General features: G+C 40.8%; 22 protein-coding genes and 1 pseudogene. 7 read left to right on the top strand and 16 right to left on the bottom strand.

Going from position 1 to position 23,307, the window contains the following annotated elements:
- The first annotated feature begins 184 nt into the window (after positions 1–184).
- Entirely contained in the window at positions 185–1,015 is an 831-nt protein-coding gene (purU, locus tag ATS71_RS00295) for a formyltetrahydrofolate deformylase (protein ID WP_058403013.1), read from the top strand.
- Positions 1,016–1,103: 88 nt separating this feature from the next.
- Here the strand turns inward: purU and ATS71_RS00300 are convergent, their stop codons facing one another.
- The 3 genes from ATS71_RS00300 to acs form a co-directional block, all read right to left on the bottom strand.
- On the bottom strand, positions 1,104–2,693 hold the full coding sequence (locus ATS71_RS00300; RefSeq protein ID WP_058403014.1) for an AbgT family transporter: 1,590 nt from the start codon (positions 2,691–2,693) through the stop codon (positions 1,104–1,106).
- Positions 2,694–3,010: 317 nt separating this feature from the next.
- Positions 3,011–3,664, bottom strand: a complete 654-nt coding sequence (locus ATS71_RS00305) for a response regulator transcription factor (protein WP_058403015.1) — start codon at positions 3,662–3,664, stop codon at positions 3,011–3,013.
- Between the two features lie 95 nt (positions 3,665–3,759).
- Positions 3,760–5,700, bottom strand: a complete 1,941-nt coding sequence (gene acs, locus ATS71_RS00310) for an acetate--CoA ligase (RefSeq protein ID WP_058403016.1) — start codon at positions 5,698–5,700, stop codon at positions 3,760–3,762.
- A gap of 442 nt (positions 5,701–6,142) precedes the next feature.
- Here acs and ATS71_RS00315 point away from each other — a divergent pair, with 442 nt between their 5' ends.
- Positions 6,143–7,312, top strand: a complete 1,170-nt coding sequence (locus tag ATS71_RS00315; RefSeq protein ID WP_058403017.1) for a DcaP family trimeric outer membrane transporter — start codon at positions 6,143–6,145, stop codon at positions 7,310–7,312.
- A gap of 529 nt (positions 7,313–7,841) precedes the next feature.
- Complete coding sequence (locus tag ATS71_RS00320; RefSeq protein ID WP_058403018.1) at positions 7,842–9,965, top strand: TonB-dependent siderophore receptor; 2,124 nt, start codon at positions 7,842–7,844, stop codon at positions 9,963–9,965.
- 264 nt (positions 9,966–10,229) lie between these two features.
- Here the strand turns inward: ATS71_RS00320 and recA are convergent, their stop codons facing one another.
- On the bottom strand, positions 10,230–11,273 hold the full coding sequence (gene recA / locus ATS71_RS00325) for a recombinase RecA (RefSeq protein WP_058403019.1): 1,044 nt from the start codon (positions 11,271–11,273) through the stop codon (positions 10,230–10,232).
- Between the two features lie 65 nt (positions 11,274–11,338).
- Entirely contained in the window at positions 11,339–11,830 is a 492-nt protein-coding gene (locus tag ATS71_RS00330) for a CinA family protein (protein WP_058403020.1), read from the bottom strand.
- Between the two features lie 21 nt (positions 11,831–11,851).
- Here ATS71_RS00330 and mutS point away from each other — a divergent pair.
- Both mutS and ATS71_RS18730 read left to right on the top strand, forming a co-directional pair.
- Positions 11,852–13,897: DNA mismatch repair protein MutS (mutS, locus tag ATS71_RS00335; RefSeq protein WP_235591382.1), on the top strand; the 2,046-nt coding region annotated here is incomplete at its 3' end.
- A gap of 1 nt (position 13,898) precedes the next feature.
- A pseudogene (locus tag ATS71_RS18730) lies at positions 13,899–14,434 on the top strand (MutS-related protein); the annotation flags it as partial.
- 85 nt (positions 14,435–14,519) lie between these two features.
- Here the strand turns inward: ATS71_RS18730 and rpoS are convergent.
- The 11 genes from rpoS to ATS71_RS00390 all read right to left on the bottom strand — a co-directional run bounded on the left by rpoS (position 14,520) and on the right by ATS71_RS00390 (position 22,105).
- Positions 14,520–15,494, bottom strand: coding sequence for an RNA polymerase sigma factor RpoS (gene rpoS, locus ATS71_RS00340; RefSeq protein ID WP_058403022.1), 975 nt, complete (start codon positions 15,492–15,494; stop codon positions 14,520–14,522).
- Between the two features lie 35 nt (positions 15,495–15,529).
- Positions 15,530–16,354 carry a peptidoglycan DD-metalloendopeptidase family protein gene (locus ATS71_RS00345; protein ID WP_058403023.1) on the bottom strand — a complete coding sequence of 275 codons (825 nt, stop codon included), beginning with the start codon at positions 16,352–16,354 and terminating at the stop codon, positions 15,530–15,532.
- 41 nt (positions 16,355–16,395) lie between these two features.
- Positions 16,396–16,974, bottom strand: a complete 579-nt coding sequence (locus ATS71_RS00350; RefSeq protein ID WP_058403024.1) for a YqaA family protein — start codon at positions 16,972–16,974, stop codon at positions 16,396–16,398.
- Between the two features lie 9 nt (positions 16,975–16,983).
- Positions 16,984–17,622: a protein-L-isoaspartate(D-aspartate) O-methyltransferase gene (locus ATS71_RS00355; RefSeq protein ID WP_058403025.1), complete on the bottom strand. Its 639-nt coding sequence runs from the start codon at positions 17,620–17,622 to the stop codon at positions 16,984–16,986.
- Positions 17,612–18,376, bottom strand: coding sequence for a 5'/3'-nucleotidase SurE (gene surE, locus ATS71_RS00360; protein WP_058403026.1), 765 nt, complete (start codon positions 18,374–18,376; stop codon positions 17,612–17,614). The genes ATS71_RS00355 and surE overlap by 11 nt, the downstream gene beginning before the upstream one ends.
- Positions 18,357–19,409, bottom strand: a complete 1,053-nt coding sequence (gene truD, locus ATS71_RS00365) for a tRNA pseudouridine(13) synthase TruD (RefSeq protein ID WP_058403027.1) — start codon at positions 19,407–19,409, stop codon at positions 18,357–18,359. The genes surE and truD overlap by 20 nt, the downstream gene beginning before the upstream one ends.
- The gene (gene ispF, locus ATS71_RS00370; protein WP_058403028.1) at positions 19,406–19,903 is read right to left on the bottom strand and encodes a 2-C-methyl-D-erythritol 2,4-cyclodiphosphate synthase; all 498 of its coding nucleotides are present in this window, start codon (positions 19,901–19,903) and stop codon (positions 19,406–19,408) included. Before ispF ends, truD begins: the two co-directional genes overlap by 4 nt.
- Positions 19,900–20,601, bottom strand: a complete 702-nt coding sequence (ispD, locus tag ATS71_RS00375) for a 2-C-methyl-D-erythritol 4-phosphate cytidylyltransferase (RefSeq protein WP_058403029.1) — start codon at positions 20,599–20,601, stop codon at positions 19,900–19,902. The genes ispF and ispD overlap by 4 nt, the downstream gene beginning before the upstream one ends.
- A complete protein-coding gene (gene ftsB / locus ATS71_RS00380; protein WP_006791955.1) occupies positions 20,591–20,878 on the bottom strand; it encodes a cell division protein FtsB in 288 nt (95 codons plus the stop codon). The genes ispD and ftsB overlap by 11 nt, the downstream gene beginning before the upstream one ends.
- A 40-nt stretch (positions 20,879–20,918) precedes the next feature.
- On the bottom strand, positions 20,919–21,551 hold the full coding sequence (locus tag ATS71_RS00385; protein WP_058403030.1) for a hypothetical protein: 633 nt from the start codon (positions 21,549–21,551) through the stop codon (positions 20,919–20,921).
- 74 nt (positions 21,552–21,625) lie between these two features.
- Positions 21,626–22,105 carry a DUF2947 domain-containing protein gene (locus ATS71_RS00390; RefSeq protein ID WP_058403031.1) on the bottom strand — a complete coding sequence of 160 codons (480 nt, stop codon included), beginning with the start codon at positions 22,103–22,105 and terminating at the stop codon, positions 21,626–21,628.
- 60 nt (positions 22,106–22,165) lie between these two features.
- Here ATS71_RS00390 and ATS71_RS00395 point away from each other — a divergent pair, with 60 nt between their 5' ends.
- On the top strand, positions 22,166–22,405 hold the full coding sequence (locus ATS71_RS00395; protein WP_058403032.1) for a DUF1653 domain-containing protein: 240 nt from the start codon (positions 22,166–22,168) through the stop codon (positions 22,403–22,405).
- Between the two features lie 52 nt (positions 22,406–22,457).
- Complete coding sequence (locus ATS71_RS00400; RefSeq protein ID WP_058403033.1) at positions 22,458–23,306, top strand: AAA family ATPase; 849 nt, start codon at positions 22,458–22,460, stop codon at positions 23,304–23,306.
- The last annotated feature ends 1 nt before the right edge of the window (position 23,307 follow it).

A 23,307-nucleotide genomic window follows, 5' to 3' on the forward strand; every position in this document is an offset into this window, starting at 1 on the left:
GTGCCACCTGTGTATTTGGGTGGCATTTTTTATTTACCTCAATATGCCCCACCGCTATGTAACGTCTAAATTAAACTAAAAGCTTGTAATAACATGATTAATATTTGATTAGCCCACAAAGCCCTTGCTTTATGTGCTAAAACACAAATAATGGAACATTAATCACAGGGTAAGAATGAGGAAAATGAGTTACATACTAACCACCCAATGTGCCGATGATGTGGGCTTAATTGCTAAAATTACCGGGCTTTGTCATAAAAATAACTTGAACATTACACGTAATAACGAATTTGTAGATAAAGACGCGAAACGTTTTTTTATGCGCACTGAACTGACGGGGCAACCACAAAGTGACTTTTTAGAGCAGCTACGCGCTTTATTACCTGAAGGCGCCAAGCTTGCACTGCACGACGAAGCAAAAACTAAAGTAGTGTTGCTTGCCACCAAAGAAGCACACTGCTTAGGTGGTATGCTATTAAAACAGTTTGAACAAACACTTAATATTGAAGTGCTAGCTGTTATTGCTAACTACCCTGATTTAGAACCACTTGCGAAAGGATTTGGTGTGCCATTTCATGTGGTATCGCATGTTGGGCTAAGCCGAAGTGAACATGACCAACAAGTAGGTGATTTAATTGCTAGTTATAACCCAGATATAATTGGTTTAGCCAAATATATGCGTATTTTAAGCCCTGAATTTGTAGGCCGGTTTGACGGTAAAATCATTAATATACACCACTCTTTTTTACCTGCATTTATTGGTGCAAAGCCGTACCACCAGGCATTTGAGCGCGGCGTAAAAATTATTGGTGCAACGGCTCACTTCGTAAATAATGAATTAGATGAAGGCCCAATTATTTTACAAGACGTGACAAGTGTGACTCACGCTAACACAGCTGAAATGATGGCAAAAATGGGTAAAGACGTTGAAAAAACAGTTTTTTGTAAAGCGTTGCAACTTGCTTCAGAGCACAAGCTATTTATAAATGGTAATAAAACCGTGGTGTTTAGCTAACGCGTATAAGCCTTTGTAGTTACCCCGCGTTAATTTTATAAAAAAAGCCAGCTTAGCTGGCTTTTTATTGTTCGCATATAATAAGTAATTATGGCGTGTAATATGTTGGAGACTCAGGCCCTACCGGCATGCCAAGTAAAAATACCCACACATAAAACAAAATGACCCAGCCAATAAAAAATATAATGCTGTATGGTAGCATGGTGGCAACTAGAGTACCTATCCCCATATCTTTTTTGTACTTAACAGCCACAGCAAGGATTAAACCAAAATAACTCATCATTGGAGTTATTAAGTTTGTTACCGAGTCACCAATACGGTAAGCCGCTTGAATAGTTTCTGGCGCGTACCCGATTAGCATAAGCATAGGAACAAAAATAGGCGCTGTAATCGCCCATTGCGCTGACGACGAGCCTAAGCTTAGGTTTACTAGTGCACACATTAAAATAAACAATACAAATACTTCAGGGCCTGTCAGGTTTAAAGCTTGTAAAAGCGCCGCACCATTTATAGCTAAAATAGTGCCTAAATTAGTCCACTTGAAGAATGCTACAAACTGAGCCGCAAAAAATACCAAAACAATATATAACCCCATCGAGCTCATACTTTTACTCATGGCGTTAATAACATCTTTATCGTTTTTCATAGTGCCAACAACACGACCATATACAAAACCAGGAATACTAAATGTCACAAAAATAATAACCACAATCCCTTTTAAAAAAGGAGAGCCCGCGACTTCACCCGTTGCAGGATTTCGTAAAATGCCATCGTCAGGAACGATGGTCCATGCAAGTAATAAAGAAACTGCGAGTAAAGAAATGCCAGCCCACTTTAAACCTGACTTTTCTTTTTGAGTAAGGGTATCGATGCTATTTTGCGACAGGTCAATACTGGCTTCATCTGGATTATATTTGCCTAGGCGTGGCTCAACTATTTTTTCAGTTACTAAAGTACCCAGCACTGAAATTAAAAGCACCGATATCATCATGAAATACCAGTTTGCCTCTGCGCCAACAACATAGGTTGGATCGATCATTTGAGCTGCAGGAGTTGTAATACCTGCAAGGAGCGGATCAATAGTACCTAATAATAAGTTAGCACTATAGCCCCCCGACACACCTGCAAATGCAGCAGCAAGGCCAGCTAATGGGTGACGCCCTAAGCTATGAAAAATCATCGCTGCGAGCGGAATTAAAACCACATAGCCAAGCTCTGAAGCCGTATTTGACATAATAGCGGCAAACACGACCATAAACGTAACTAAACGTTTAGAGGCGCCCATTACCATGCCTCGCATAGCCGCAGAGAGCAAACCCGAGTGCTCAGCAACGCTCACACCCAATAATGCAACCAACACGGTACCTAGGGGAGCAAACCCTGTGAAATTGGTAACGAGCCCAGCCATAATGCGTTGTAAACCTTCAGCGCTTAATAAGCTTACGACTTCAATAACGCCGTCAGCGGCGCGCCCTGGAGCGCCTACCGGGCGAGGGTCTATTGCACTTAATCCAAACCAATCTGCAATGCCGCTAAACACAACAATCGCCACTGCAAATATTGCAAATAGTGTAATTGGATGAGGCAGCATATTGCCTAAAAATTCGACGGTGGCTAAAAACCGATTAAATAACCCCTTATTTGGGTTGTTGCTAGGTGAGTGTGTGGAGTCTGTCATACCCTGCTCTTAAAGTTATAAAATTGCCGTAACCTAGCATTATTTGTAATTTAGATCATGTTTAAAAGGTGAATGGTTTATGAGTAAAGTCAAATAACACAAAAGGAGGAATAGGTATTAAGTGTGTTTTTTTCATCAGTAAAAGATAAAAAAACATTAATACTAAGCAGACGCTGCCTAGAGGAGTTAACCTACGCCTGCTCTAAATTTAGCGAGTTTCAAAACATAACCCTCAATATGCGCTTGCGCAAAAATACCAATTCAAAATAGCGGGTAAAATATAACGGTAATAAATCGCTTCAAAACCCTTAAAACTATTATTGAGCTGGCTCAATAGGCTCTAGTTGTAATTTAGCAGCGATAAGTACGGCTTGAGTGCGGTTATATACACCGAGTTTTCTAAAAATTGCGGTAATGTGTGCTTTTACTGTTGCTTCTGAAATATGCAACTCATAAGCAATTTGTTTATTGAGTAATCCTTCATGTAAATACTGTAAAACGCGGTATTGCTGAGGTGTAAGCGAAGCGACTTGCGCTGCAATTTCTCTGTCTTCACCTTCAATCTCGGCTACTTTATTTTTAAGCTCTTTTGGCAGCCACGTATCGCCTTCAAGTATTTGGTTTATAGCACTGGCAATATCGTCAGATGGTGATGATTTGGGAATAAATCCCATAGCGCCATAACCCATTACTTTAGAAACAATATTAACGTCTTCACTGCCTGAAACCACAGCAATGGGTAAGCTTGGGTGCTCTTCTCGGATACGAATAAGACCATACAAATCGCCATTTCCTGGCATGTGAAGGTCTAGCAGTAATATATCAAGATCTTCTTGTTCGCTTAACACCTGCAATGTGCTGTCAAAATCTGACGACTCGAATACTTCAAGCCCTTCAAATTTAGAGCTCAATGCGCCCTTTAGTGCTTCACGAAATAACGGATGATCGTCCGCTATTAAAAACTGACTCATGGTTCACTCCTAAATATTCGGCTGATACTTATTCCTAAGTAACAGCCGATATACTACGTTTAGAATTAACTTGTAATCAAGCTTTTAACGCGTATTTAACGATTTAATCGATTTTCAATAAGCTCATCCACAACCGACGGATCGGCAAGTGTTGACGTATCACCTAGCTGCTGGTGCTCATTAGCAGCAATTTTACGCAATATACGACGCATTATTTTACCTGAGCGTGTTTTAGGCAAACCCGGCGACCATTGAATCATATCTGGTGAGGCTATTGGGCTAAGTTCTTTACGAACCCAATTTCGAACCTCTTTTGTAAGCTCGTCACTCACCGTGACCCCTTCGTTGGGCGTAATGTAAACATAAATACCCTGGCCTTTAATATTATGTGGATAACCGACTACGGCGGCTTCGGCTACAGCTTCGTGCGCAACTAAGGCGCTTTCAATTTCGGCAGTACCCAAGCGATGCCCAGATACATTGAGGACATCATCAACACGCCCTGTGATCCAGTAATAGTCATCTTCATCACGACGACAGCCATCACCTGTAAAGTAGACTCCAGGGTATGCGCTAAAGTAAGTTTGCTCAAAACGCTCATGATCGCCATAAACAGTTCGCGCTTGTGATGGCCAGCTATCTAAAATAACCAAATTACCGTCAACCGCACCTTCTAGTGTATTTCCTTCAGCATCATAAAGTGCCGGTGCAATTCCAAAAAACGGATGTGTTGCAGATCCGGGTTTTGTATCTGTTGCACCCGGTAATGGCGTGATCATAATACCGCCCGTTTCTGTTTGCCACCAAGTATCGACAATTGGGCAATTAGACTTTCCTATGCTTTCGTAATACCAGTTCCATGCTTCTGGGTTAATTGGTTCTCCTACAGAACCCAAAATGCGTAAACTATCGCGGTTTGAAGTTGCTGTGGGTTCATCACCTTTAGCCATTAATGCGCGAATCGCTGTCGGCGCGGTATATAAAATAGTGACACCATGTTTATCGACCACTTCACCCATTCTTCCTGCCGTTGGGTATGTTGGTACGCCTTCAAATACAACTTGTGTACAACCGTTGACTAGCGGTCCATATGCAATATAACTGTGCCCTGTGATCCAACCTACATCGGCGCTACACCAATATACATCGTCGTCTTGCAAATCAAACACGTACTCATGGGTCATTGACGCATAAACTAAATAACCGCCAGTTGTATGAACAACACCCTTAGGTTGGCCTGTTGAACCTGATGTATACAAAATAAATAGCGGATCTTCTGCATTCATTGGCTCCGGTTCACACTGTGCTGGTAAGTCAGCAACTAATTCGTGCCACCAAATATCGTGATCATGCCAATCAACTTCACCTTTGGTCAGCTGGTGGACAATCACATGCTCAATAGTGGTTACAGAATCTTGTAACACAGCTTCATCAACATTCGCTTTTAATGGCACGCAGTTACCTGCACGTCGACCTTCGTCTGACGTTATTACCACTTTTGCGCCTGAATCTTTTATGCGATCTGCAATTGCTGATGGTGAGAAACCACCAAAAACAACCGAGTGAATGGCGCCAATTCGTGCACACGCTTGCATGGCATAAATAGCCTGTGGAGTCATAGGCATATAAATAGCAACTCGGTCACCTTTTTTCACGCCTAGCTTTTTTAAACCATTAGCAAATTTGGCAACCTCGTCATGTAATTGTTGGTATGTGATGTTTTCACTTTGTGACGGATCATCCCCTTCCCAAATAAGCGCGACTTTATCGGCTTTGGTTTTTAAATGGCGATCGATACAATTGTAAGATGCATTTAAATAACCATCTTCATACCATTTTATACTGATGTGGCCCTTATCGAACGATGTATTTTTTACAATTGAATAAGGAGTAGACCAGTCGAGGCGTTGCCCATGCTCTTTCCAAAAGCTTTCAGGGTCGTTAATTGACTGCTGGTACATCGAATTATATTTATTTTTATCAACAAGTGTTGTGTCTTTTATATGCTTAGGAACTGGATAGATACTTTGTGACATCTTAGTCTCCGTTTTAATTACTTGCCTTGGGCTCTTAACAAGGATTACTCAGCAGTGCTTTATTAAGTATTAGACCTTAGTTGTACTCACCTACTTATTGCGTGTTTGTACTATATAATTAATAAACTTAAATATTTTTACGTAAACAATACAGGGTGTTAAATAAAGGTAACAAGAAGCTACCTAATTGTTAAACCTTAGTCTTATAGACCAATAGGTAATTGAGTAAACACTACACATAACTAAAGTATTTGTGGTGAACAATTAAGCAAACAAACCTATTGCATGCATTGTTTAAAAATTACAAAAATATTTATAAACACTAAACACTAAACACACTGACAACATTTATTTTTATTCGTAATTTGTACCTGTAGCAAATATTGAGCAAAAACGAGTGAAAAATAATAAACAACAAGTAGCCTAAACAAGGGATACCAGTATGAAATTTACTCCATTAAAAACACTCGCAGCAAGCGCTGTTTTATGTGCACTATCAAGCACTTCTTATGCAGCGACGGCTGCAAAAATCGGTGACACTGAGTTCACTTACGGCGGATATATTAAACTCGACACAATGTGGAGTGATTATTCAGCGGGTGCCTCTGCTGGTACAAGTGTTGGTCGTGATTTTTATGTGCCAAGCACACTAACAGTAGGTGATGATGACAGCTCGGATGCAGTATTTGATATGCATGCACGTCAATCGCGTTTTAATTTTGGTACGTCGACTTTACTCGATAACGGCAAAAAAATTAATAGCAAAATTGAAATCGATTTTCTTGCATCAGCAGCGGGTGGTAATGAACGCGTATCAAACTCCTTCGCACCACGTATTCGCCATGCTTTTATCACCTATGACGGATGGTTATTTGGTCAAACATGGTCAAACTTTCAAAACGTGGGTGCCCTTCCTGAAACGCTAGACTTTGTAGGCCCTGCTGAAGGAACTGTATTCGTTCGCCAAGCTCAAATTAAATACACAACTGGCGCATGGTCTTTTTCATTAGAAAACCCTGAAAGCACGATTACAACAGCAGGTGGATCACGTGTTGCAACAGATGATGCGTCACTTCCTGACTTTACTGCACGATATACCCACAAAGCGGATTGGGGTAATCTTGTCGTTACCGCGCTAGCTCGCCAATTAACATATAAAGTAGGTAGTATTGATGCCGATGAAACGTCATTTGGTATTAGTGCATCGGGTATGTTTAAAGTAAGCGACGACAACATTAAATTTATGCTTACACAAGGTAAAGGGTTAGGTCGGTATGTGGGTTTAAATGTTGCTCATGGTGCCGTACTTAATGGGGATGAACTAGACGCCATTGACTCAACATCAGGCTTTGTGGCTTATCAGCATAAATGGAACAGCCAATGGCGCTCAACATTCCTTTACTCGTTCTTTTCTGCAGATAATAACACCGACTTGCTAAATGTTTCTGGGGATCCAACCGAATCGACTCAAAGTTACAGCGCTAATATCTTATACTCGCCAGTTAAACGCCTAACGTTTGGTGCAGAGTTAAAACATGCTGAACGAGAAACCCAAAGTGGTGTTGATGGTGATTTAGACCGCCTGCAATTCTCTGTTAAATACGCTTTTTAACTTTAAAGTTTATTCAATAAATTAAGCGGCCTAGGCCGCTTTTTTATGTATTTAACCTACGTCTTTATAGCAAGCGTCTACATAACAGTTTAAGTGATTTATAAAGGGTTAAAGCGATTACAGCCTATTTATTTTTAAGGATTAGCATCCTTATTTACTCATATACCAAACAGGCTGCTGTAAATTAAACCTCAAAGCATAAGCCCCCCGCCTGGTTAAATAAAATTGAACTTGTACCAACCCGCAATACGAGTTAATCACTTTAAAGGGCTAAACGTGTCGCTACCTAGATTAATAAATTTTCATTTACGACTGCATGAATGCAGAAGGTAGAGCAATACAGGAGCAATTACCGAGAACAACTAAATAGAGAGTTTTTTGCCTAGCTATCTAGCATATCTCTCCGCCTCGCTCAAAATAGCCACTAAATTAAGTAAATTAGTATCAATAAAAAATAGCAATTAACGTAATTGCAAATCAATATCATTTAGATTAACATGAATTCCAATTTAAACTCACTGGAACCACTATGTCGTCCCCTACTATTTTACGTTTGTCAAAATTAAGCCTTGTTACCTCTTTAATTTTGTCTGGTTATACATTTGCTGATGAAGAAAATACAAAAGGTGACCCGCTAGAAAAGATAGCTGTATACGGTCAACATCATAAAAATTACATTACCGAAGAAGCACAGTCTGCAACAAAATTAGGCCTTTCAATCAAAGAAACACCACAAAGCATATCTGTTGTATCACGTGCATTAATGGACGACTTTTCACTAGACAACATTAACGCTGTGCTTGAAAGTACACCGGGTGTCACAGTAGAACAAATAGAAACAGACCGAACTTACTTCAAAGCTCGTGGTTTTGAAATAACTAACTTTCAGGTAGATGGTTTAGGTATTCCACAAAGCTCAGGTTCAATTCAAGGGACTTTAGATACGTCTATATACGACCGTGTAGAAATAGTTCGTGGTGCCAACGGCTTAATGACGGGAGCAGGAAACCCGTCCGCAACCGTTAATATGGTACTTAAAAAGCCAACTTACATAACACAAGCTCATGCATCTGCATCTTATGGTTCTTGGAATAACAAGCGTTTAGAGCTTGATGTTTCAACACCTATAAACGATGAGCACGCTGTACGCGCTGTATTTACTAAGCAACAAGCCGAGTCATACTTAGATCGTTACGAAACAGATAAAACAATTGGTTATTTAGCCTACGAAGGCAAAATAACAAATGACACAACGCTTAGCCTTAACTACGTTAATCAACAAAAAGATGCCGACAGCCCACTTTGGGGAGCATTACCACTTTATTATACTGATGGCTCAGCCACAGATTACGATTCATCTACCAGCACCGCTTCTGACTGGTCATACTGGGACAATAGCGCTGAGCAAGTTTATGTAACCCTTGAACAAAATTTGTCGACTACATGGGTTGCAACTGCTCGTTATGCACACATTAAAAACGAGCAGGACTCAGAGCTTTTTTATGTATACGGTACACCAGATAAAGAAACAGGACTTGGCTTAACGGGTTACGCTAGTCGTTATGATTACGAAGATAAACACGATCTGTTTGATTTATACGCCAGTGGTAAGTTTGATTTATTTGGCTTAGAGCACGACCTATCGTTTGGGGTAAGCCAAGCCAATATGGATTATACCGAACAGTCACTCTACGATTATACTACAGGCAATGGCTTTCCTGCCATGCCGTCACTTGATTCATGGGATGGAGTAGCCCCAGAGGCAACACTTGCAGACGGTTTAAACGGTAGTGACATTGAAAACAAACAACAATCAGCTTATGTCTCAACTCGTATAAAACTAAGTGCACCACTAAGTATACTTGCGGGCGTTCGTTATACAGACTGGGAAACAAAAGGCACAGCATATGGTGTAGCGCAAACACGTGATGACAGCGAAGTAATCCCTTATGTTGGTGCTGTTTACGACTTTACTGAGTCACTTTCGGCTTATGCAAGCTACACCGAAACGTTCGTGCCACAAAACGAACTTGATATAAACGCAGAACAACTTGCGCCAATTACAGGTAAAAGTAGTGAAATAGGTTTAAAAGCACAGCTTTTAGACGATCAAGTGTTTTTAACTTTAGCGTATTTTGATGCTAAGCAAGAAGGGCTTGCAGTCGCACTTCCTGATTCACTACCAAGTGATACACGCTACTACGGTGCCGAAGGTATTAACAGCGACGGCTTTGAAATAGAACTAAGTGGGAAACTTACCGAAGACTTAAGTGCAAGCATAAGCTTTAGTAACCTGAGTATTGAAGGTGATGATCTAGTAAAAGACTACACCCCAGAGAACCAATTAAAGGTGGCCGCTACTTACCAAGTACCGCTTGTTGAGGGTTTAACATTTGGCGCAAACTACCGCTGGCAAGATTCCGTTAGCCGAGTGCAAGTATCAGATCCAACGGGGGCAGCGCTTGTAACAACAAACCAAGGTGCTTACGGTATTCTTGATTTAATGGCTAACTACAAAATCACTCAAAACGTAGGGATTACTTTTAACATTAATAACACCACTGACGAAAAATACTTACATAGCCTATATTGGGCGCAAGGTTACTATGGCGCGCCACGCAACTACGCCCTATCGGTTAATTGGCAGTTATAAAGCAAATTAAACGTCTTTTTATAACTTAATTTAAACGACACATACTCTGTGTCGTTTTTTTTAATTTGTAATAGCACCCGCAATAATAATTTAAGAAATCAACCTGATGCTATTTGGACTTCCTTTCACAAACATAGCTCAGCTAGTTAAACGAATCGTTATTATTCATTTAATAGATGTTTAAACATAAAAAAACGCTAACCATTACTGGTTAGCGTTTTTATAAAGCTCGGGTCAAATCAAGCTTAGAGAACATTGTAAAGCTTAAAGGTCGCCTTCATCACCTAGCACATCTTCACCGTCTTCTGGCTCAATTGTCGCTTTAAGCAATAACATATCGCGTAGTTTGCCTTCAATTTCGTTCGCAATTTCTACATTTTCTTTTAGGAATTTGATCGAATTATTTTTACCTTGGCCTACCTTGTTGCCATTGTAACTGTACCAAGCACCTGCTTTTTCAACAATTTTGTGCTTAACACCTAAATCAATTAGTTCACCTTGCTTAGAAATACCTTCACCATACATGATGATAAATTCGGCTTGTTTAAACGGAGGCGCTACCTTATTTTTAACAATTTTAACACGCGTTTCATTACCAACAACTTCATCGCCTTCCTTTACAGAACCAATTCTGCGTATATCAATACGAACTGACGCGTAAAACTTAAGTGCGTTACCACCGGTTGTTGTTTCAGGGTTACCGAACATTACACCAATTTTCATACGAATTTGGTTGATGAAAATACATAACGTATTAGAACGTTTAATGTTACCCGTAAGCTTACGTAATGCTTGCGACATTAAACGTGCTTGTAAGCCCATGTGCGAGTCGCCCATGTCGCCTTCAATTTCAGCTTTTGGTGTAAGTGCAGCAACAGAATCGACAATAACCACGTCAACCGCACTTGAACGTACTAACATGTCACAAATTTCTAGCGCTTGCTCACCCGTATCTGGTTGAGATACTAAAAGCTCATCAATGTTAACACCTAGTTTTTGTGCATATACTGGATCTAGAGCATGCTCAGCATCAACAAAGGCACATGTTTTGCCTTCTTTTTGAGCCTGTGCGATAACTTGCAAAGTCAGCGTAGTTTTACCTGATGATTCAGGACCGTACACTTCTACAATACGACCCATTGGTAAACCGCCTATGCCTAAAGCAATGTCGATCCCTAGTGAACCTGTAGATACGGCGTCAATATTTAGGGCTTTGTTGTCACCCAACTTCATGATTGATCCTTTACCAAATTGACGCTCAATTTGTGATAGGGCTGCATCTAACGCTTTTTGTTTATTATCGTTCATTTTGTTCTCCAAATCCGGCTAATGCGAACAAGTATACTGTATGAAATCACAGTATCAAGCAAAATTTATAACTTTATCTTTTCAATCGCAATTTTTAATGAAAATTCAATAGCTTGAGCTCTTACACTTGCCCTGTCGCCACTAAATATATGCTTAAATGTAAATTGTTTATCTGCAATTTGTAGGCAAAACCATACAAAACCTACAGGTTTATCTTGTGTTGCTCCACCCGGCCCAGCTATACCCGATATAGCAATAGCAACGTCAGCATTAGCGATATTTTTTGCACCCAGCGCCATTTCTTTTACTGTTTGCTCGCTCACAGCACCATATTGCTCTAACGTATTCGTCGCTACATTGAGTAATTCGTGCTTCGCTTCATTACTATATGTGACAAATGCGCGCCCTAAATATCCAGAGCTACCGGGGGTATCTGTGAGGGCATAACTGACCCCTCCCCCCGTACATGATTCAGCAGTAGTGATCCATAAGCATTTATCCGTTAAAATAGCACCTAATTGCGCAGCAAGTGTTTTAATCTCTTGATGTAATTCCATATTCAGCCTTTGGGTAAATACATGTCGTTTGATCTTTTTGCACCACACACTATAAAACAACAAACCCCTATGATGCAGCAGTATCTAAAAATAAAATCAGAGCATCGCGATATTTTATTGTTTTATCGTATGGGTGATTTTTATGAGCTTTTCTTTGACGACGCAAAACGTGCAGCGCAATTACTCGATATTTCGCAAACCCAGCGCGGCAAAGCCGGTGGCGACCCAATTCCTATGGCAGGTGTGCCTTATCATGCCGTAGAAAACTACCTAGCTCGTTTAGTACAAATGGGCGAATCTGTTGCTATTTGTGAACAAGTTGGCGACCCCGCAACCAGTAAAGGTCCTGTTGAGCGAAAAGTAGTGCGTATTGTAACACCGGGCACCATTTCGGATGAAGCGCTGCTACAAGAGCGACAAGACAATCTACTGACCAGTGTTTGGCAAAATAAAAAGGGCCAATACGGAATCGCTTACCTTGATATAAATTCTGGTCGTTTTAACATTGTAGAGGTAAGTACCGATGAGGCATTTTGTTCAACTCTACAGCGTTTGTCACCAGCAGAACTTTTATATAGCGAAAGCTTTGAAAACACCCATTTGATTGAGCATATCAAAGGCGCTCGTCGCCGCCCTGAATGGGAGTTCGACTTAGATACGGCCCAGCACTTATTATGCGATCAATTTGGTACAAAAGATTTAGTCGGCTTTGGTGTAGATAAAGCACATACTGCACTCGTAGCCGCCGGCTGTTTAATGCAATACGTAAAAGATACACAACGAATTGCTTTACCTCACATTCGCGCCATTACGCTTGAACATAACGAGCATGCTGTTATTTTAGATGCCGCAACCCGTAAAAACTTAGAGCTTACTGTTAACCTATCTGGCGGGTTTGAAAATACGCTTGCCCAAGTACTTGATAAAACCGCTACAGCAATGGGATCGCGCTTATTAAAACGCCGAATCCATACGCCAGTTCGTAATAAAAATGAGCTTAATTCTCGCTTAAATGCCATTAGCGCAATTTTAGACGTACAGCTTTGCGGCGAATTACATGAATCATTAAAAGATATTGGTGATATAGAGCGTGTAATAGCGCGTTTAGCACTATGCACTGCACGCCCAAGAGATTTAACACGCTTGCGCAGTGCACTACAGGCACTTGCACCACTACATAACTTATTAAATGATGCGAGCGACCCGCGCATAGCGAGTATTATCAAACACTCGCCAGAACTACCTGAATTACAAGCATTACTAGAGCGTGCTGTTATTGATAATCCACCAGTACTTATTCGTGATGGGGGCGTAATTGCACCTGGTTATAATAGTGAATTAGATGAGTGGCGTAACCTGAGTAAAGGTGCCACAGATGTACTTGAGCAGCTTGAACAACGCGAGCGTGAACGCACAGGTATTAGCACATTAAAAATTGGCTATAACCGAGTGCACGGTTTTTTTATAGAAGTAAGCCGTGCTAATTCTCATTTAGTACCAGCTGATTACATTCGTCGCCAGACGCTTAAAAATAATGAGCGCTATATTATTCCTGAGCTTAAAGAGCATGAAGACAAAGTACTTGGCAGCCAATCAAAAGCACTCGCGCTTGAAAAACTACTATACGAAGAGTTATTTGAATTTATAGCCCCTCACATTGAACAGCTGCAAATAATGGCCGCATCGCTTGCTGACTTAGATGTGCTAAACAACTTAGCAGAGCGCGCCTTTGCGCTTAATTATGCTAAACCAGAGTTATGCGACAACGACAACATTAGCATTAAACAAGGCCGTCACCCCGTTGTAGAGCAAGTAATGAAAGAACCCTTCATTGCAAATCCTGTAGAGCTTAATAGCCAGCGCAAAATGTTGATTATTACAGGTCCAAATATGGGTGGTAAATCAACCTATATGCGCCAAACAGCGCTTATTGTACTCATGGCACACATTGGCAGTTATGTGCCTGCAGATAGCGCGAAAATAGGTAATATAGACCGTATATTTACGCGTATTGGTGCAAGTGATGATTTAGCCTCTGGCCGCTCAACCTTCATGGTTGAAATGACCNAAACCGCCACTATTTTAAATAATGCGACAGCGCAGTCGTTAGTGTTAATGGATGAAATTGGGCGAGGAACAAGCACCTACGACGGGCTTTCGCTTGCGTATGCCACGGCCGATCATTTAGCATCAAAAATTTCAGCTAAAACACTATTTGCAACACACTACTTTGAACTTACAGAGCTTGCAGAGCAAACTCAAGGCCTTGTAAACGTTCACCTAGATGCAATAGAGCATAATGACACAATCGCATTTATGCATACCGTGCTAGACGGTGCAGCAAGCAAAAGCTTTGGTCTACAAGTCGCCGCTCTTGCAGGCGTACCTAAAGCTGTAATTGCGCAAGCTAAACAAAAACTTAAGCTACTCGAAAACCATCAAAGTGTAACGGCGCCTAATACAGAACAACAAACATTTTCATTTAATAACGAAGCGATTATTGAGCCTTCACAAGTGGAAGAACAGTTAAAGTCAATTGATCCAGATAACTTAACACCCAGACAAGCTCACGAATTGCTTTATAAATTAAAAACATTGCTTTAAGTTTGCCTTGTAAAAAACATAAAAAAGCCGAAGATTAATTTTTTCGGCTTTTTTATTCCAGCCCAGTAAGGCCTTACATTTACTATTAAGAAAATTGGTTAAATAAGCTATCAGTGCTTAACCCTTCTTGTTGCAAAATATCTTTTAAACGACGTAGTGCTTCGACTTGTATTTGTCTTACTCGCTCTCGTGTTAGGCCTATTTCCCGGCCTACATCTTCAAGTGTAGATGGCTCGTAGCCGAGTAACCCAAACCTGCGAGCGAGCACTTCACGTTGCTTGAGGTTTAACTCTCCTAACCAATCAACAATGTGCTTATTAATTTCGTTGTCTTGTACTTCACCTTCTGGACCATTGCCTTTTTCGTCAGGTAAAATATCTAGCAGAACGCTATCGTTTTCGCCACCAATAGGCATATCAACCGAGGCTATTTTTTCGTTTAAACGTAGCATTTTGGTTACGTCTTCAACTGGCTTATCTAAGCACTCAGCTATTTCTTCAGCAGTTGGTTCATGGTCGAGCTTTTGGGTTAGCTCTCGTGCTGTACGTAAGTAAACATTAAGCTCTTTCACTACATGGATAGGCAAACGAATGGTGCGTGTTTGGTTCATAATGGCACGTTCAATTGTTTGACGTATCCACCATGTTGCATAAGTTGAAAATCTAAAGCCGCGCTCAGGGTCAAACTTTTCAACAGCGCGAATTAACCCTAAGTTACCTTCTTCAATTAAATCGAGTAGTGCAAGTCCACGGTTATTGTATCTACGGGCAATTTTAACAACTAAACGTAAATTGCTTTCAATCATGCGTTTACGAGAGGCTTCGCAGCCTTTTAAAGATTTGCGAGCAAAAAATACTTCTTCTTCTGCGCTTAATAATGGAGAGAAACCTATTTCACCTAAGTAAAGTTGTGTGGCATCAAGGTTTTTAGTAACTTCTTCTTTTGCAAATATGTCTTCGTCATCTACTTTTTCAAGTAACGGTGTTGCTTCTTCAACGGTGTTTTCATCAAACTTGTCGTCATTGCTAATATTTTTTTCAATTTTTGCTGCATTAGCCATAAGCCTTCTCCAGAGCAATTATCAATACCTAAAATCTAAGGAAGGTATTTAGCAGGGTTGACAGCTTTCCCCCGGTAACGAATTTCAAAGCGAAGCGCGGTAACCGAAGACTCTGAATTTCCAATTTCTGCTATTTTTTGTCCTGCCTTAACTTTTTGCTTTTCTTTTACAAGTAATTTCGAGTTATGTGCATAAGCACTTAGATAATCATCATTATGTTTCAAAATGATTAAATTACCGTACCCTCGAAGCGCGTTACCCGCATACACCACCGTTCCTTGTGCAGCGGCTAAAACTGAAGCCCCCATTTTATTAGTAATTTGTAAGCCTTTATAGCCGTTTTCCTTATTAGAAAAGCGTTTGGTAATTTTGCCCTTTGCTGGCCAAAACCACGCTAATTTACCGCTCGATAACTGCTTTTGGTTACTAACTTTATTACTGGCTTGTTTTTGAACATACTCTCGTTTTTTTGGCTGATCAAGTCCTTTCTTTAATTTTTTGTTATTATTTTGTGTGTTTTTTCTAGACTTTTTACTCAAATTCGTATAATTTTTTGAGCCTTTTATTTTTTTGCTCGTGGATATCAGGGATATTGACTGGCCGGGGTATATAACATAAGGGCTTGAAATTAAATTATTTTCAGCAATTTCTCTAAAATCCTTCCCTGCGCTAAACGCGATAGAATAAAGCGTATCGCCTTTTTGTACTGTGTATTTGCCACCCGCAATGTTAATTAAATGATTTGAGCCATTAACATTATTATTTAAACTACTAACAGGAGCCGGAACGTGGCGAGATGAACAACCAAAGAGAAAAACACTAATGAACAAAGCAACATAAAGTATAAATTGTTTATTCATCGTACTTTTCTCCATGTTTAAATAACGCTATTTTATGTAGCTTAACGCAATAAAAAGTACGCAACAGCAATTAATACCACTAATGCCCAGCCAAGCACTTCAATATATTGACGTAATTTTTTCTCCATTTGCGCTCCACCCCATTTCATAAGCGCTGCAACCAGAAAAAATCGGGCGCCGCGCCCAATTGCTGAAGCGATTAAAAAAGGGAAAAATGCCATCTGTAAAACGCCAGCACCAATTGTAAATACTTTATAAGGTATGGGTGAAAAGCCAGCTAAAAATACCACCCAAACGCCATACTCTTTAAACCAATTTAACGCTACATCAAACTTTTCTTGCCAATGCATTTGTGCAATTAGCGGCTCTACAACAGGTTCAAAAAGCCAAAACCCAAGTAAATAACCAATTACACCGCCCAAGACAGAAGCAATGGTAGTAAAGCTTGCAAAACGCCACGCCTTGCTAGGTTGTGCCAGCGACATTGGCGCTAACATTACATCTGGTGGGATTGGAAAAAAAACAGACTCAGCAAAACTCATTCCTGCTAAATAACGCTCCGCATGACGGTGCTTTGCCCATACTAGGGCCATATCGTACAACTTAGTAAACAACTTCAAAGTGAATTCCTATTCAATATCACCAGGTACCAAAGGTACAAATCTTACTGGTGCAATAACATGTTCTGTAAAGCTTTCGCCCTTTCGAATAACCATTGTTAACTTTTGCTCAACTTCACCAATCGGCGCTAATAATACACCGCCATCGGCTAATTGACTTAACAAGTCCTGAGGTAAGGTAGCAGCCGCAGCCGTAACAATAATACCGTTAAATGGTGCTTGAGATTGCCAACCTTGCCAGCCATCTCCATGTTTCATTGTTACATTGTATAAATCAAGCTGCTGCAAGCGACGTTTTGCTTGCCATTGCAGTGCTTTTATACGCTCTACCGAGTAAACCTTAGTAAACGTTTTAGCAAGCACCGCTGTTTGATAGCCAGAGCCCGTGCCAATTTCTAATACTTTATCGCGCACACCCGCAAGTCTTAGTAGCTCAGTCATACGGGCAACAATATAGGGCTGTGAAATAGTTTGTCCTTGCCCTATAGGTAGCGCAGTATTTTCATAAGCTTTATGTTGCAACACATCATCAATAAATAAATGACGCGGTATATTTGCAATAGCATCAAGTACACCTTGATCCTCAACGCCTTCACGTTTAAGTAAATCTGATAATACTTTTGCGCTGCGTGTGTAATTAGCAAGCACGGTTTATTTCCAAATCAGATAACCAGTTTCCAAGGGCATTTATGCTGTCGTGCGCTGTCATATCAACGCTTAAAGGTGTTACAGATGCAAAGCCATTATTAATGGCATAAAAGTCTGTTCCTTCGCCTGCATCACTCTCTGTGCCAAGCGAGCCATACCAATAGATACTTCGTCCCCATGGATCGGTTTGCTTGGTCATGGTTTCGGCTTTATGCCGAGCACCTAAACGCGTAACCTGCACACCTTTTAACTCGCTTAGCGGAACATCAGGCACGTTAATATTAATGATTTGATCTTTTGGTAATGGGTGCGATGCAAGCTCTTTAATAATATTGACTGTGACCGCTGCAGCTGTTTCGAAGTGCTCGCCATGGTGTGAGCAAAGGGAAACCGCAATTGCAGGCAACCCTAAATGACGCCCCTCAGTAGCAGCGGCAACGGTGCCAGAGTAAAGCGTATCGTCACCTAAGTTGGCACCATGGTTAATACCTGCCACTACTAAATCTGGTTTTTCTGAAACCAATTGATTAACACCTAAATGCACACAATCGGTAGGTGTGCCATTGACCGATATGAATCCGTTTTCTAGCGGTGTTGCCCGCAATGGGTTCATTAATGTTAGCGAGTTACTCGCACCACTGCAATTACGGTCTGGTGCCACCAAAGTGACGTCTGCAATTTGCGTAAGTGCGTTATATAAAACCGCTATGCCTTTAGCATTAACGCCATCATCGTTACTTAACAGTATTTTCATTTATGCCATCATCCTTTTCTTTTCGCTCTTTGGGACTTGCATCTTTATAGTCCACCAGCTCACGTAATAACGCGGTGGCAAAACACCCTTTGGGTAAACCAAAACTGAGCTTAAGAGTCGTGTCATCTAGCGTTTCTACAGCTAAACTATCAGGAATCAAACGCAACATTCTGCGCTCATTTTTAAGCCCTAACTCACCTAAGCCATCGCACCATGCTTGATACGGTTTAAGCCATATTTTTTCTTGCTCAGTTAACCCTTTATCACTTTTACCAGCCATTGGTGCCGACATAACTATATCGCCAGAAGCTAAACGTTCTATGTTTTCGTCATTAATCGCATCTTCAAAAAACGCATTACTACCACTGAGCATAAACACTTCGCGATGCATCGTTTTAGCCAGACCGTGCTCTTTTACACGTAAACTTACAAGCTGATTAAAAATATGTGAACGCGCAGCTGAAATAATAATACCGCGTAACTTCTTATCGCGAATACGCTCGCCAGCAAACATTTTTTCGGCCATCACTAAATTATGACCATCGCGACCAAAACGCTGCTCGCCAAAATAATTAGGTACACCTGCGCGAACCGCGTTTATGCGGCATAATATATCAAGCGGCTCGGTTACATTACGAAGGGTAATGGTAAATTTATTGCCTTTGTGGCAACCCGTTCGTAGCTTTCGCTCATGGCGCTGCTGAGATACTACAAAAATACTCTCGCTGTTCAGCTCTGTAAAATCTATGTGCTTTTTAATTGGCACTTTTACACTAAACCATTGGCTACACACACCATGGCGATCTTTCATGCCTGCATAACTTACTTCACGGGGCGATACCCCGGCCTTTTGAGCGATAATTTTAGCCACGTATTGTGTATTTTCGCCCTTTTTAACCACCTGCAAGCATACATGCTCACCACTACCAGTAAACTCAATACCCAGCTCTTCATCCACCATAAAGTCTTCAGCAATGGTTTTAAAATCAGCTTTAGAAAGTGGCGCACCGTATAAATAATTTAAGTCGCTCATGCGTTTGTTGTACTCGTAGGTTCTTTACTCATAATAACCACTGCATGACTAGAAATACCCTCTTTGCGCCCTTCAAAACCGAGCTTTTCGGTTGTGGTAGCTTTAACATTTATTTGGCTAAGATCGCAGTTTAAATCGCTGGCTAAATTTACGCGCATAGCCTGTATGTGCGGTAGCATTTTTGGTGCTTGTGCCACAATAGTTACATCGCCATTACCTAAAACATAACCTTGGTTTTTAGCTAATTTAACAACATGACGAAGCAAAATACGGCTGTCTATATTTTCATATTCGCTCGCTGTATCAGGAAAGTGCTTACCAATATCCCCCATAGCAAGTGAACCTAAAATAGCATCACATAATGCATGAATAGCTACATCGCCATCAGAATGTGCTAAAAAGCCTTGCGGGTAATCAATTTTTTCACCACAAATAGTTAACGGGCCTTCGCCGCCAAATTTATGAACGTCAAAACCATGGCCAATTCGTATCATACTGCGCTCTCGTTTTGTTGTTTATTTAATAAAAACCCCGCCAAAGCTAAGTCTTCTGGCGTGGTTATTTTAATATTATCGCTACGACCCGCTATCAGTTTTACCGGTTTGTTTACCCACTCAATAGCACTGGCTTCGTCAGTAATAGTTGCGCCATTTTGTAACGCATTTTGTAGCGCATCTTTAAGATCATTGTACTTAAAAAATTGAGGCGTGAGCGCTTGCCATAAGTCATCTCTTGGTACGGTTTGCTTTGAGTGTGTACCGCCACGTTTAATGGTATCTTTTACTTTACTGGCTAAAATCCCGCCTTCATTTGCACTAAGGCACTCATTAATCAGGCGCTCTATATCTGTTATATCTACCAGCGGGCGCGCTGCATCGTGCACTAATACCCAATCTGGTGGGTTAGGTGCTAAAAATAACAAACTATTTAGCACTGAGTCAGCTCGCTCTTTTCCACCAGTAGCTCGGACAATACGAGCATCTGTTAGTGGTAAGTCGTCAAAGTATGGATCTGTATCACTGAGGGCAACAACAATAGCTTGTAGTTGTGGTAATTGAGATAGTTTAGTTAGGGTGTGTTCTAAAATTGTTTTACCCGCTAACTGTATATATTGTTTAGGTGCATTGTGCTGCATTCTGCTGCCTACACCCGCTGCGGGTACAATCGCGACTATGGTTTGTTTATTTCTCATATTGGTTACCCGGTAAAACACGAATAAATGTTTCGTCCGGTTTAATCATTCCTAATTCGTTGCGAGCACGTTCTTCAATGCCTTCAAGGCCAAGTTTTAAATCTTCTATATCGGCTTTAAGCACTTTATTACGTTTTATTAGCTTTTCGTTCGTGTCTTGGTGGGTTGCCACCGCGCCTTTTAAGCGCGAGTAGTCTTGCACACCATTTTGACCAAACCATAACCTGTATTGAACAAACAGTGCTAAGCACAGTAAGCAAACTTGAAAAACACGCATTTAACACTCCTTATTTAATAATTTAAAAATTTTAGCTTAACTAAGCTAATGGGCGTTTTATATTGCGCCAATTAATATTCCCTGCCAGTAGCATTTCACGTAATGATAATACACGCGGAATACTGCGCTTTGAAAACTGCCATTGGTGGCCACAACATGCTGCTGCTAAACTTATTTTACTCGGTTTAATTAATTGCGCATTTTGTTCTTCAAGGCTCTCACCTAAAAAATCAAACCACCCTAGTTCGTTGCAATGCAACTTATTTTCAGACACCTGATCAATGCTGTCTATTCTAAGAAGCAACTTGTCATACTGGTTTACCACAACAGGAACAATCAGCCCCACTTTGGCATGTGCATGAAAAAAAAGTTCATTGGCTTGTTTATTTACATCGGGTGGTGTTGCTTTTTGTTTTTCAAGCCACGAGCCATTTTGTGCATCAAGCGTAAAAGGTGAATGCCCGTTTACTACAAGCGATGCAGCTCGTTCAATGTAATAAGGCAAACTTTTTAACTGCCTACGCAGCTTATCGGCATTAGGCTCAGCAACTAAGCGCTGAACTTCTCGCTGATAAAATGCATTGCACAACTGCGCATAAAGCGCTTTTTGCGCATCAGTTTGCCAAATTTCAACTTGCTGCTGTTCACCAAGTGACTGATTTTTCGCGACCAATTGTTCTACTCAAAAACATTCAGATAACTGTTTTATAACACAGTACTGAATAGTTTTTAAGCATGCATAATAAATTAAGCGCTTGGCTTTTCACCTAACTTAGCTTTACCCGACTCTAAAAATTGCACAACACTGTTGCGCTTTTTACCAATCAGTAAACTGCCATCGGCTAAAAACATAAAATTTTGCCAATTACGTTTAAATACATCAAACGACGTCTCAATAATATTGTCGCGTGCCATACAAAAATACACCGTGGTATTTGCTTCCCATCCTAAAAATTCTAAAATTTCTTGAGGTGGTAAAGCATCGCCATTTTCCCAAGCAGCTTCCCAGTTAACTTCACCACTAAAGCTTTTATCTTGGCCGCACCACATGCTGTCATCAAAAAAATCGGGGTGGTCAAACTCCCGGCTTACCATTGTGCTCCAAAGCACAGCCGCGCGCTCGTCGCTCATTGGTTTTATTTTAGCTGCGTCATCACTTGATACCGGAATGTCTTTATGGCGAAAAACCCACGCCTTTTTGTAATCATCTAACGAAATATAGTTCATAATATTGGCAAATTAGTTAGCATTCAAAGTGCAAACGCAAATTATACAAGAGATCAAAACATGACTACAGCAATAAAACCAATTTCACTCAAATCAGGTTTATATCAACACTACAAAGGCCCGCAGTACAAAGTTTTATATCAAGCAACCCATAGCGAAACAGACGAGCAGCTAGTTATTTACCAGGCCTTGTACGGTGAATTTGGTATTTGGGCACGGCCACTTAGTATGTTTTTAGAAACCGTTGAAAAAGAGGGTAAAACTATACCTCGTTTTGCCTACCTTGGACCTGCAGATTAACTGTGGCATTATAAGCCCATTCAATACTGCTCAGACCAGACAAGGGTAAACCGTGCAATTTAATTCTACTGACAATTACATCGCAAGCAGCTCGCTAAAACAGGCTGTAAATGCCGCCATTATGCTCGAAAAACCATTATTAATTAAAGGTGAACCAGGCACGGGTAAAACCATGCTGGCCGAAGAGCTTGCAAAAAGTTTAGATACCGAGCTTATTCAGTGGCACATTAAATCGACCACCAAAGCGCAGCAAGGTTTGTACGAATACGATGCCGTATCGCGCCTACGCGACAGCCAACTCGGTGACGAACGCGTACACAACATTGGCAACTACATTGTTAAAGGTAAACTGTGGCAAGCGTTTACCTATGCCGAGCTTAATGGTAAGCGCCCTGTACTTTTAATTGATGAAATAGATAAAGCCGATATTGAGTTTCCAAACGATTTACTACTTGAACTCGATAAAATGGAGTTTCATGTTTACGAAACCAACGAGCGCATTGTAGCCAAAGAGCGCCCTATTGTGATCATCACTTCAAACAATGAAAAAGAATTGCCAGATGCCTTTTTACGCCGCTGCTTTTTTCATTATATTGATTTTCCAAGTAGTGACGAAATGCAGCAAATTATTGACGTACACTACCCCAATGTTAAACAAGATTTAGTACGCCAAGCGCTAGAGGTATTTTTTAACTTACGTGAAGCCAATGGCCTGAAAAAGAAGCCCTCCACCAGCGAATTACTCGATTGGTTAAAGCTTTTAATGGCAGAAGACATAGACGCAAAAACACTGCACGACAAAGCACAAAAAGGCGGTTTAATGCCAATGTTTGGCGCGCTACTTAAAAACGAGCAAGACATAAGCCTAATCGAAAAACTCGCGTTTATGAGCCGTCGCTAAC

Source organism: Pseudoalteromonas sp. H71 (assembly GCF_001468485.1).
Lineage (GTDB): Bacteria > Pseudomonadota > Gammaproteobacteria > Enterobacterales > Alteromonadaceae > Pseudoalteromonas.